This is a genomic window from Desulfovibrio piger ATCC 29098 (assembly GCF_000156375.1).
In the GTDB taxonomy this organism is placed as follows: domain Bacteria; phylum Desulfobacterota; class Desulfovibrionia; order Desulfovibrionales; family Desulfovibrionaceae; genus Desulfovibrio; species Desulfovibrio piger.
Genome location: NZ_DS996353.1, coordinates 2,834 through 14,409 on the forward strand (window position 1 = coordinate 2,834; position 11,576 = coordinate 14,409).

Below are 11,576 nucleotides of genomic sequence, written 5' to 3' on the forward strand. Positions count from 1 at the left end.
GTCGTCCGGGCGGAGCAGGGGAAGGGGATCGCCGGCGGACGGGGAGAGCTTGCGGGCCAGGCGGCAGAGCTCGTCCCGGCCGCTCTCCGTCCACTCCGTCAGAAAAGCCATGGCATGGCGGTGCATCTCGTCTTCGCACCAGCGGGCGTACTCTTCCAGGCCGTCGGCATCCTCCGTATGCTGCCGGGCCTCCGGCATGCGCTGCAAATGACGCAGGGCCGTGGCCGCGGCTACGGCGTTGTCGTGCATCTGGCCGAGGCTCTCCTGACAGCGGCGGCACAGGCGGATCAGACGTTCGCCGTTTTTGCCGCCCTGGCTGCCGAAAAAGGCCATCAGATAGCGTAACTGCTTGAAAGCGATGCGCATGTTGTGCAGCAGATCCTCGGGGATCAGGTACCCGTGCGTCCAGCGGTCATGGGCAAGGAGGTTGCGCGTGGCCTGATCCACACCGGCGGCCATGATGTCCGCCAGCAGCATGGGCCGGGCGCGGCCGCGACGGTCCAGTACGGGGCGGCAGGTCTGGGAAGCGGCATTGTCGTCCAGCTTGTGCAGCAAGTCCCGGTAGGCGTCCGAGGCATAGTGGGCCGCGGCACGGGAGAGGGCCCCGGCACGTTCTTCCTGCAGGGCGGCATACAGGCTGCGCAGACCGGCGGGCAGATCCACCGGCCGGAAAAGGGGGGCAGCGCCTTCCGGGGCCTGGCTGCTTGCTGCGGCGCTTTCGACGGCATCGGCGGAGGCGGGACGCAGGGCATAGTCCCTGATGTGGCCCAAAAGCACGTCCGTGTCCCGCACACCACCCAGCAGCTTGCGGGCCGTACGCAGGTCGGGCTCCACAGACGCCAGCCAGTCCTTGCGCAGGTAGGGCTTCAGGCTGCCGAAGACGGAAAGCAGGCTGCGCAGGATGACGCGGGCGTCGTGGATGGGCTCCTCGTCCAAGGCGCTGTCACTGCGGGCCAGCTCATGCAGGGCCCGGGCCTGCTTTTGCAGGTACGCGCTGAAATGGCTGCTGAACAATTGCCCGGAAGGCGGGAGCGGGGCCGGGAGCGGCGCGTCGGTATCGGCGTCGAAGGTCCAGAACCATTCCAGGGAGGACTTGCCGAACAGGCACTCCCAGAGCGGAGCATGGATGACCAGCTGCTTGCGCAGGCGCAGGGGCGTGCGTACCCGGATGAGGAAAAGGACTGGAGGCTCACCGGGCAGGCGGATCTCCAGCGGATCGAAACGCAGGGCGAAGCGGGCCACCTGTACGATGGCCGCCAGTATGACGGCGGTACGCCGCCGGGGATCGTCATGGGGGCACCCCATCGCGGTGAGCAGGGGCTCCACCTTGTCCGTGCGGCCCTTGCCTGCGGTGAGCAGGGTCAGGACCATGGCCAGCAGCCGGTTCCCGGCGTCGTCGAGGCGCTTGAGGGGATGGGTGAGCACGATCTCGCCCGCATCGGGCGTGCCGTCCCCCAGCTCCACCAGCGTATGGGCCAGCACGGCCAGAGGGGCCAGGTCCCTGTCCAGACCATGCTGGGGAGCCAGCCCTGCGAAGATGGACAGGACCAGACCGGTTTCCCGCTGGCGGGCGGCCAGGTCAATGCCGAATAACCGGCAGAGGCGGCGGAGCCCGCAGGGGCGCAGGGCGGGGGAATCATTGCGCAGGCAGCGTGTGCCGCGCCAAAGCAGGGTGCGGGGCGTGATGGGGGCAGCTTCGTCCATGCGGCGTCTCCTTGGCAGGCATCTGCCGGAAAAAGAGGCGTCCCCGGGCCGGGAAGGCAGGGATGACGGCCCGGAGGCTGCCTGGAGCATAGCCTCCCCGAAACGGGTGCGCAAGGGGCAGGCCGCCATCACGGAGAGGGGGCCTGAAGGGGAGGCGGGACAGGCGTGTCGCGCAGGGGGGGGCAGAATGCGGCCGCCCCCTTCCGGGAAGGGGATGCCGGGGAGAAGCCGTGCGGTGGACGGCCACCGTTGCCGTGCGGCCCGGAACGTGCGGAAGGCAGCCCCCAGAACGGGAAACGGCGCGAAAGCCGGGGCAGGGCCCTGCTTCCGCGCCGTGTGATGAGGCTGTTTATAACTGCGTTGCCTAGACTTCGAAGAGCATCTCCAGATCCTCGCGGGTCAGGGACTTCCAGGTGTCCTGACCGGGGATGATGGCCTCGGCCACGCCACGCTTGGCCTCCTGCAGCTTGAGGATCTTCTCTTCCACCGTGTTCTGGCAGATGAGCTTGTAGGAGAACACCTGCCGCGTCTGGCCGATGCGGTGGGTACGGTCCGTGGCCTGGCTTTCCACAGCGGGGTTCCACCACGGGTCGTAGTGGATGACGTAGTCCGCGCTGGTCAGGTTCAGGCCCGTGCCGCCCGCCTTAAGCGAGATGAGGAAGATGGGGATGTCCGGGCTGTTGTTGAAACGGTCCACCTGCTCGAAGCGGTCCTTGCTGGCGCCGTCCAGATAGCAGAAGGGTATCTGCGAGAACTCCAGCCACTGGCGGATGATCTGGAGCATCTGCACGAACTGCGAGAAGACCAGCACCTTGTGGCCGCCTTCCACGATCTCCATGACCATGTCCTTGAAGGCGTCGAACTTGCCGGAAGGCAGGTTGTTGGAGAAGCCGGGCAGGTCGATCTTGAGCAGGCGCGGATGGCAGCAGATCTGGCGCAGCTTGAGCAGGGCGTCCAGGATGGACATCTGGCTCTTGGCCAGGCCCTTTTCGTCTACGTCGGCCAGCACCTGGGCGCGCAGCTTGCGGGCCAGGGCGGCGTAGAGCTCGGCCTGGGCCTCTTCCAGCGCACAGCAGGTGACGCTCTCCACCTTGGGCGGCAGGTCCTTGGCCACTTCGGCCTTGGTACGGCGCAGGATGAAGGGCCGCACGCGGGTGCGCAGGTAATCCAGGGTCTCGGCGTCGCCGTCCTTGATGGGCTTGACGATGCCGCGCTGGAAGGCATGCTGCGAACCGAGGAAGCCGGGCATCAGGAACTCGAACAGGCTCCAGAGCTCGAAGAGGTTGTTCTCGATGGGCGTACCGGACAGGCACAGACGCATGCGGGCATTGATGCGGCGCACGGCGCGGGCCGTGATGGTGTTGGGGTTCTTGATGTTCTGGGCTTCGTCCAGGATGACGGTGTTGAACTCGTACTTCTCCATCTCCTCCAGGTCACGCCGCAGCAAGGCGTAGGTGGTGATGATGAGGTCCGATTCCGCGATGTGCTTGAACATGCCCTCGCGGCGCGTACCGTAGATGGTCAGGCGGTGCAGGCCGGGCACGAACTTTTCCGCTTCGCGCTCCCAGTTGGGCAGCACCGAGGTGGGCACCACGATAAGGTTGGGGCCCTCGAAGCGGCTTTCCACCATATGCTGGATGAAGGCCAGGGTCTGCACGGTCTTGCCCAGGCCCATTTCGTCGGCCAGGATGCCGCCGAAGCCGTATTCCGACAGGAAGTTGAGGTAGGACAGGCCCTGCAGCTGGTAGCTGCGCAGGTTGGCCTGCAGCGCCTTTGGCGGCGGTACGGGCCGCACCTCGCGGAAGGAGCGGATCTTCTCGCGCAGGTTGTTCCAGAAGGAGTCCGTACGCGCACCGGGCAGGTCTTCCAGCAGGCTGTCCAGCACCGGGGCCTCGAACTGCTTGAACTTGGTCTGCGGCGGCTTGCTGGGATCCAGGCCCAGGGCCGTGAGCTTGTGGGCGATCTTTTCCAGCCAGGATTCGGGCAGGCTGGTGTAGGAGCCGTCCTTGAGCTGCACATAGCGCTTGCCGCGGGTCCAGGCCTTCCAGATCTTGTCCAGGGGCAGGGACTGGCCTTCGTAATCCACGCTGATCTCCAGCGAGAACCACTTTTCCTTCTCGTTGCTCACCACCTCGGCGGAGATGGAGGACTTGGCCGTGCGCATCTTGTAGCGCGAAAGGGCGCGCTCGCCGTAGACGCGGTAGTTCTCCACCAGGGTGGGGTAGGAGTCCAGCAGGAAGGCGATGGCCTCTTCCGGCTCCAGGAACCAGAGCTTGCTGGAACGGGCCTGGAAATCCATGCCCGCCAGCTCGTTCATGAGCTGGGCCTCTTCTTCCTGATGGCGGCGCACCAGATAGGTCTGGCCTTCGAAGGTGTAGCTGCCGGTCTGGAAGTCGGGGTTGGGGCCGTTGAGCGTGAACTCGCCGTGGCGGGTCTGGTAGATGTTGTCGATCTCCAGGGTCAGCAGGCTGCCTTCCTCGTCCAGGAAGAGCTTGGGATTGTAGGTGGCCGGCTGGAACACGGGCTCCATCATGCGCAGGAACTGCTGCGGCTCGTAGAGTTCTGACGAGGGCAGGCGCGTCCAGACGCGGTCCAGGAATTCGGAGATCTCTTCCTGCGGCACCACCGGGCGCTCATAGATGAGGTTGTGCACCAGCGAAGGGTACAGGCCCGTCTGCACGGGATAGAAGTTGTGCTGGTAGCAGACCCAGAGCGGCATCTGGCCGTGGAAGGTGATGGGCGCGTCCTCGGGGGCCTCGGCGCCGTGCAGGTGGTCGCTGGGCGCCCCGTTGGCCCGGATGGGCAGGGGCGGGCGGCCTTCACGCTTGAGCAGCACGTCGAAGCTGAAGCCGTTGTCGTCGAAATTGGGCTTGAGCTTGAGGGCAAAGGGCGTGCTCTCGATGCGGCAGGGACGGTCGGTATCCTTCCAGAGCAGGTAATATTCCTTGCGCACGGCCCAGAAGAACCACGAGGTCAGGCCGTCGGGGATCTCCACGCGATGGCCGTAGTAGTCCAGATGCTGGCCTATCTGGCGGGCCACATGCGGCAGCTGGGGCGAGAACTCGCACCAGTCGGGGTTGTTGATGATCTGCTGGAGCGTGATCTCGTTGTGCACGCTGGACAGGCCGGACTTGTTCTGGCGGCCCCGGAAGAAGGAGACCAGCAGACGTCCCTGCTCCGGCTGGAAGCGGAAAATAAGATAGTGCTTGCCGGGCTCGGGCTCCATGTCCGTGGAGAAGAAGGAGCGGAAGCTCTGCTTCCAGTCCTTGGCAGGCGGAGCCACCTCTTCGGCGTCGCCCTGTTCCTTGCGCAGTTCCTCCAGCAGACGCAGGGCCAGAGCCGCCACATGGCGGCATGTGCTGGTGAAGGACTCCGAACAGTTGCACTGGTGGCGGGTGCTGCGATCCGTGATGGAGAAAGTCAGGCTGGGCGTATAGACCTGGAGGTCTTCGCCCTGGATGACGCCTTGCGCCTCCCAGGTCTCGCCCTCCTGGATATTTATTTTTTGCACCCCGCCTTCGGACAGGATATAGTAAGCCGTATCACGGATATACTCCGGAACGGCGTCGTGCAGGAAAGCCTGGCACATCTCCCTGACGACGTTCTGCTCAGATCTGCTCATGCATACTCTCCGCTGCCCGGTTTTCTGCGCGGGCTCCGTTGAAAAATCGCAGTAATAGATTTGGGAGTAATATCACAGGCATCACTTCAATGGCAATAGACGCGCGTAACTTATGAAAAAATATTTTATGAAAAAAAGTTGGTATTTTTCGCCGCTTCCCGGGCAGCGGGCAAGGGCTCTCCGGCAGGGTGCGGCATTCCCTGGAGAGTTTTTTTTATGCTCCTGCTGCTGCTTTGCCTGCCGCTGTCCGCCGCCGCGGATGATGAAGAAGGCAGCATGCCCCCCACGGACGGCGACCGCATCCTGCTGGGCAGCATCGGCGAGGCCTCCAACCTCATCCCGTATCTGACGGCGGATTCCGCCTCCCACGAAGTGGCGGATTTGCTCTATGTGGCGCCGCTGCGCTTCAACAAGGATCTGGAGCCGGAATGCTGGGCGGCGGAGTCCTTCAGCATGGAGGACGAAGGCCGCCTGCTGCGCTTCCGCCTGCGCAAGGGCATCCTTTGGGAAGACGGCACCGAGCTGACGGCCGCGGATGTGGAGTTCACCTACAAGATGGTCATCGATCCGGCCACGGGCAGTCCCTATGCGGACGACTTCCTTCAGATCAAGGAATTCCGCGTACTGGACCGCTACAGCTTCGAGGTCCGTTACGAGAAGTTCTTTGCCCGGGCCGTGTCTTCCTGGATGAACCCCATCCTGCCCAAGCACATCCTGGAAGGGCAGAACATCCGCACCACCACCTTCGCCCGCAAGCCTGTGGGCGCCGGGCCTTACCGCCTCCAGCGCTGGGAGCCGGGCGTGCGCATCGTGATGGAAGCTTCCCCCACCTACTTTCTGGGCAGGCCGCACATCAGCGAGGTGGTCTTCCGCATCATCCCGGATACGGCCACCATGTTCATGGAGACCCGCGCCGGGCGCCTGGACGTGATGGAGCTGAGCCCGCAGCAGTACCTGCGCCAGACATCGGGGAAAAAATGGGCGGAGTCCTTCCACAAATACCGCTATCTGGCCTCGGTCTACAATTTCCTGGGCTTCAATCTGGAACATCCCTTCTTCAAGGACAAGAAGGTACGGCAGGCCATCTCCTGCGCCATCAACCGGGGCGATATCGTCAAGGGCGTTCTGCTGGGGCTGGGGGAACCGGCCTTCGGGCCCTACAAGCCGGGCACCTGGGCCTATCATCCGGGCCTGCGCCCTGTGAGCTTCAATCCCGACCGGGCACGCAAGCTGCTGGCCGAGGCCGGTTTCACGGACAGCGACGGCGACGGCATCCTGGACAAGGACGGCAAGCCCCTGGCTTTCACCATCCTGACCAACCAGGGCAACGAGCCGCGCATCCTCACGGCCACCATCATCCAGAGCCAGCTGCGGGCCGTGGGCATCGACGTGCGCATCCGCACCGTGGAGTGGGCGGCCTTCATCCGGGAATTCGTGAATACCGGCCGCTTCGATGCCATCATCCTGGGCTGGACCATCACCCAGGACCCGGACATCTTCGCGGTCTGGCATTCCTCACAGGCCGTGCCCGGGGGCTTGAACTTCATCCACTATAAGAACCCCGAGCTGGACAAGGTGCTGGAAGAGGCCCGCTCCACGCCGGACCGCCAGCGCCGGACCGCGCTGTACCATCAGGCGCAGGAGATACTGGACGAGGATCAGCCTTACTGCTTCCTCTACGTGCCCTATGCCCTGCCTGTGGTGCAGAACCGCTTCATGGGCATCAAGCCCGCCCTGGCCGGCATCATGTACAACTTTGAGGAATGGTGGGTGCCCAAGAGCCTGCAACGTTACAAGGTGACGCCGTAGAAGGGCGCAGGGCAGGCCTTCCGGAAGACGCGTTTTTGGAAAACAACTATGTTTTGCCGTGATATCGGCATATTATATACGAAGTAAAGATATGTTCCCCCATAGTCATGACATGCTGGGGATGCTGGAGGAGGCAGGATGTGATCCTGTCTCCTCTTTTTTGCCTTTATAAAAGTGGAAAAGTATCTTGAATACAGGAGTGGAAGAGCGTAACGGCAGCCCCATCAAACACCATTGGGGGGTGACCATGTTACGCAAGATCATTTCTTTGACGACGTTTTTTTCCTTTGTCCTGCTGATCATCAGTTCCATCATGCTCTATGTGGTACCTGAAGGCCGTGTGGCCTACTGGGCGGACTGGCGCATCATCTTCACCAAGGCCCAGTGGGGCGATCTGCACATCACCGGCGGGGCGCTCTTTCTTGTGGCCGGGCTGTGGCATACGTTCCTGAACTGGAAGCCGGTCATGAACTACATCCGCGGTGCCGGGGGCGGCAGCCGCAAGCCCCTGCTGGCAGCGGCCCTGATCTGCCTGTTCGTCTATGCGGGCACCCTGCTGGAGATCCCGCCCATGCAGCAGCTGGTCAGCTGGAACGATGCCATCAAGGACTATCAGGCCCGCAAGTACGGTGAACCGCCCTTCGGCCATGCCGAGACCAGCTCCCTGAAACAGTTCAGCGCCTTCCTGGGGCTGGACTGCGGCCTGATCCTGCAAAAGATGGGGGAGGCCGGTTTCAAGGGCGAGCTGAAGCCGGAAAGCATCTTTATCGCCATCGCCACCAGCAATGACATGACCCCGCAGGAGTTGTTCAGCTTCATCATGAAGAGCACAGGGGCCACCATGCCCGTGCGCGGCAGCGGCAAAGGGCAGGGCAAGGGCCAGGCGGCACAATAAGTACGCAGGCTTCCCAGGCGGAAATAAGGACGGGCATGATCTTTGGGGATCGTGCCCGTTTTTTTGTCTTTTTCGTCCGCAGTCACCGGGAATGATATTGCCGGCATACCGGCCCATGGGCCATCGGCACAGGATAGGCAGGGTATGAGAAGCCTCCGCAAGGAGGCCCGCCCCTCGAGCAGGATGGAGCAGCACGAGGCTGTGGAGGGGACAAGGCTATGCCAGTGTTTTTTCTCGAGCCATTCAAAAAGATCTCTTTTCCTGTCCGTCCAGAGGCGGAGATCGTCAAACAGACCGGAAAGGTTTTTCGGGGGGGAGGATGAGGGCCTCGTGGGCTTCCTTCTTTCAAGCCACGCCAGCAGCCTTTGCAACGAGAAGCGTCAAAAACAGAAAAAGCCCTTGCGATTTCTCGCAAGGGCTTGATCGTCTGGCTCCCCGAGACGGACTTGAACCGCCAACCTAGTGATTAACAGTCACCCGCTCTGCCGATTGAGCTATCGGGGATCATTGGTTGCTTTGCTTGCAGCTTTGGGGAAGTAAGGGCTTGCGCTTGCCGCGCAAGCCCTGAAGTCCTTTGTGGCTCCCCGAGACGGACTTGAACCGCCAACCTAGTGATTAACAGTCACCCGCTCTGCCGATTGAGCTATCGGGGAGTGCTGCAAAAGCAACGAAAGTCTTTCTACGGAAAACAGGCCCGTTCGTCAAGCGGAAAAATCATTTTTTCAGGATTTTTTTATCAGGCGCTGCAATTTTTTGTCATAACGCTCGGCTTCGCTGTACACGCAGCCGCAATAGGGCTGGCGATACACACCCCATTCCTTGGAAAAGTCGATGCCTGCCTGCCAGTCGGTGCGAAAATCGCGGTAGACGAAGCGGGGGCCTTCGCTCAGGGGAGCGTCTTCCGCGGCGGCGGCATGTTCCCCGGCGGCCCGGATGACGTCGTGCGGCTGGTAGCGGGAGTAGAGCAGGCTGCTGCTCACATGGGCGTAGCCATGGGCGCGGGCATAAGCCACGGCGGCCTGCATGCGGCTGCTGCAGCACCAGGCGCAGCGCTGCGGGGGCAGGTCGCGTCCGGCCACGGAGCGCAGCCAGCCCACCAGATCCCAGGTATCGTCCTGACAGATGAGCTCGATGCCCAAGCGGGCGGCGCATTCCTCGGCGGCCTCGCGGCGGCGCAGGTATTCCATCAGGGGCTGGATGTTGGGGTTCATGTACCAGGCCGTGACCGTGAAACCTTCGTCCTGCAGGCGCTTGACCGGCATGATGGAGCAGGGGCCGCAGCAGATGTGCAGCAGCAGGCTGCGCTCGCCTTTGACGGGTTCAAAAACAGGGGCCTGCCCCGAAGGGCAGGCCGCGGAAGTTTTGACAGGGGCGTCCGTTACGGACGGATGCTGATTTCCAGACATTTGCCAAAGTCCTGTTCCATGTCGCGCAGGCTGTCGCGCTTGTGGTTGAGCAGATAAAGGCCCAGTTCCCGGGTGGTCTCGAAGACGTACTTGTCGCCGCCGTGGGTCCGCAGGGCACGGCGCATCTCGCGCAGGGCCTGCAGGGCCTGCCATTCGAGGTTGCGCCGCTGGCCCGTGCCGCCGCAGAAGGGGCAGGGCTCCATGGTGATGGAAAGGGCCGAGGAGCCCGTACGCTGGCGCACCAGTTCCAGCAGGCCGAAGGAGCTCATGCGGCCCACGTCGTGGCGGGCGCGGTCGTTCTTCATGGCCGTGCGCAGGGTCTTTTCCACTTCCAGCACGTGTTTCTTGTCGCGCATCTCGATGAAGTCGATGACCACCTGGCCGCCGATGTCGCGCAGCTTGAGCTGGCGGGCGATGGCTTCGGCGGCTTCCATGTTGGTGCGGTGGGCCATGGACTCGAAATTGACCTTGCCGGAGATCTTGCCGGAGTTGATGTCCACGGCCATGAGCGCCTCGGTCTGGTCAAAGACCAGGCGGCCGCCCGAAGGCAGGGTGACCTCGCGGGAATAGATCTGGTCCAGCTGGCGGCGCAGGCTGAAGCGCTCCCACAGGGGCATGCGCACGTCGGTATGCAGGCGCACCAGCTCTTTCTTGCGGGGGAAGAGCAGGGAGACGGTCTCGCGGATGCTGTCGGCCACTTCCTCATTGTCCACCCAGATCTCGCAGACATCGTCGGTCAGGTAGTCGCGCACGGCACGCTGGGGCAGGCCCGGCTCCTGATAGATGAGGGCCGGGGCCGAGACTTCGGTGGCCTTCTTGCGGATGTCCTTCCAGACGCGCTTGAGATACTGGAGATCGTTCTTGAGCGTGGTCTTGGTGGTGCCGGCACTCACGGTGCGGACGATGACGCCCAGGCCCTGGCCGGGGTCGATGCCGTTCATCATCTCGCGCAGGCGGGTGCGTTCTTCATCGCTGTCCACCTTGCGGGAAACACCGATCTGCTCCTGGCCCGGGGTCAGCACCAGGAAGCGGCCCGCCAGTGACAGCCAGGTGGTGAGGAAGGCGCCCTTGTTGCCGGTGGGTTCCTTGACCACCTGCACCAGCACTTCCTGGCCGGGCTTGAGCACTTTCTGGATGGGCGGGAATTTCTTGCCCTTGCTGGGCTCGTGATGGGTCAGCCAGTATTCGGGGTGGATCTCGTCGATCTGGAGGAAGCCGTTCTTGCCCGCGCCGTAGCTCACGAAGGCAGCCTGCAGGTTGGTGTCGATGTTATGGATGACACCCTTGTAGATATTGCCCTTGAGTTTGCGCTGGTGGAACATGTCCAGGTAGTATTCCTGCAGACGGCCTTCCTCGGCGATGGCCACTTCCACCTGTTCGCCGGGCAGCACGCTGATGAACATGCGCCGCTTGCCCGCGGCCACCTTGGCTTTGACCGCGGCCGCACGCACGCTGCCCTTCTTGGGGGCTTCGCTGTCCTCGCCGCGACGGCGGGGACGGGCCGGGGCGTTTTCCAGGCTTTCCACATCACCGGTGGCAGCCTGCCACAGTTCCTCGTCACTGAGATCGTCCGGCAGGTCGGCGGGAGCTGCCGTTTCGGCGCTCTCCTCGGCGTCCTTGTCTGCGGGCTCGGTACTTTCCGCCTGGGCCTCACGGTTCTTGCGGTTGCGTCCGCGTCCGCCGCGACGGCCACGACGACTCTTGCGGCGGGGCTGTTCCTCGCCGTCTTCCTGGCTGCCCGTGTCGGCAGCGGTAGCTTCACTGCTTTCTTCCGTGGTGACGCTCGCCGCATCGGCGCTCTCCGGAGCGGTCTTGGCGGCGGATGCCGCAGGCGTCTCGGCAGTGGGGGCTTCGGCAGCCATGGGGGCGGACTGCTCGTCAGCGGGGCGGGCCTCAGCAGTTCCGGCGGCCTGGTCGCCGTCCCCCGCAGGGGCGGTGTCGGCCTGCTGGCTCACGGCCTCGGGAGATTTCTTTCGGGGAGTACGCTGACGGCGCTGGGCACCGGGCGAGCGACGGGTACCGCGACGGGGGGCGGCGTGCTGTTCGCCGTCGGTATCGGCGGACGCTTCGGCAGCTTCGGGGGCTGCGGTCTGGGCGGGCGTTTCTTCAGCGGCTGCAGCGGCGGGAGCGCTCTCGGGGG

At 63.6% G+C, this 11,576-nt stretch carries 6 protein-coding genes and 2 tRNA genes; 2 read left to right on the top strand and 6 right to left on the bottom strand.

Features of this window, described 5'->3' with window-relative positions; translation table 11 throughout:
- Together DESPIG_RS01585 and DESPIG_RS01590 are read right to left on the bottom strand one after the other, a co-directional pair.
- The coding region (locus tag DESPIG_RS01585; protein ID WP_006004244.1) for a CHAD domain-containing protein at positions 1-1,704 on the bottom strand (1,704 nt) is incomplete at its 3' end.
- Between the two features lie 364 nt (positions 1,705-2,068).
- Positions 2,069-5,326 carry a DEAD/DEAH box helicase gene (locus DESPIG_RS01590; protein WP_006004246.1) on the bottom strand — a complete coding sequence of 1,086 codons (3,258 nt, stop codon included), beginning with the start codon at positions 5,324-5,326 and terminating at the stop codon, positions 2,069-2,071.
- Positions 5,327-5,542: 216 nt separating this feature from the next.
- Here DESPIG_RS01590 and DESPIG_RS01595 point away from each other — a divergent pair, with 216 nt between their 5' ends.
- Complete coding sequence (locus DESPIG_RS01595; protein WP_006004248.1) at positions 5,543-7,135, top strand: peptide-binding protein; 1,593 nt, start codon at positions 5,543-5,545, stop codon at positions 7,133-7,135.
- A gap of 187 nt (positions 7,136-7,322) precedes the next feature.
- Complete coding sequence (locus tag DESPIG_RS01600; protein ID WP_147589184.1) at positions 7,323-8,030, top strand: DUF4405 domain-containing protein; 708 nt, start codon at positions 7,323-7,325, stop codon at positions 8,028-8,030.
- Positions 8,031-8,458: 428 nt separating this feature from the next.
- Here DESPIG_RS01600 and DESPIG_RS01610 read toward each other — a convergent pair.
- The 4 genes from DESPIG_RS01610 to DESPIG_RS01625 all read right to left on the bottom strand — a co-directional run.
- A tRNA-Asn gene (locus DESPIG_RS01610) sits at positions 8,459-8,534 on the bottom strand.
- Between the two features lie 73 nt (positions 8,535-8,607).
- A tRNA-Asn gene (locus DESPIG_RS01615) sits at positions 8,608-8,683 on the bottom strand.
- A 69-nt stretch (positions 8,684-8,752) separates the two neighbouring features.
- Positions 8,753-9,436 (bottom strand): epoxyqueuosine reductase QueH, encoded by a 684-nt coding sequence (locus DESPIG_RS01620; protein ID WP_081446790.1) that lies wholly within the window; start codon positions 9,434-9,436, stop codon positions 8,753-8,755.
- Positions 9,409-11,576, bottom strand: a 2,168-nt coding sequence (locus DESPIG_RS01625) for an Rne/Rng family ribonuclease (RefSeq protein WP_006004255.1), incomplete at its 5' end; no start/stop codon positions are given. The genes DESPIG_RS01625 and DESPIG_RS01620, both read right to left, overlap by 28 nt.

Bases quoted from the DNA above. Each gene is read 5' to 3' on its own strand.
- DESPIG_RS01595 (WP_006004248.1), top strand. From the start codon at position 5,543: ATGCTCCTGCTGCTGCTTTGCCTGCCGCTGTCCGCCGCCGCGGATGAT.
- DESPIG_RS01590 (WP_006004246.1), bottom strand. From the start codon at position 5,326: ATGAGCAGATCTGAGCAGAACGTCGTCAGGGAGATGTGCCAGGCTTTC.
- DESPIG_RS01620 (WP_081446790.1), bottom strand. From the start codon at position 9,436: ATGTCTGGAAATCAGCATCCGTCCGTAACGGACGCCCCTGTCAAAACT.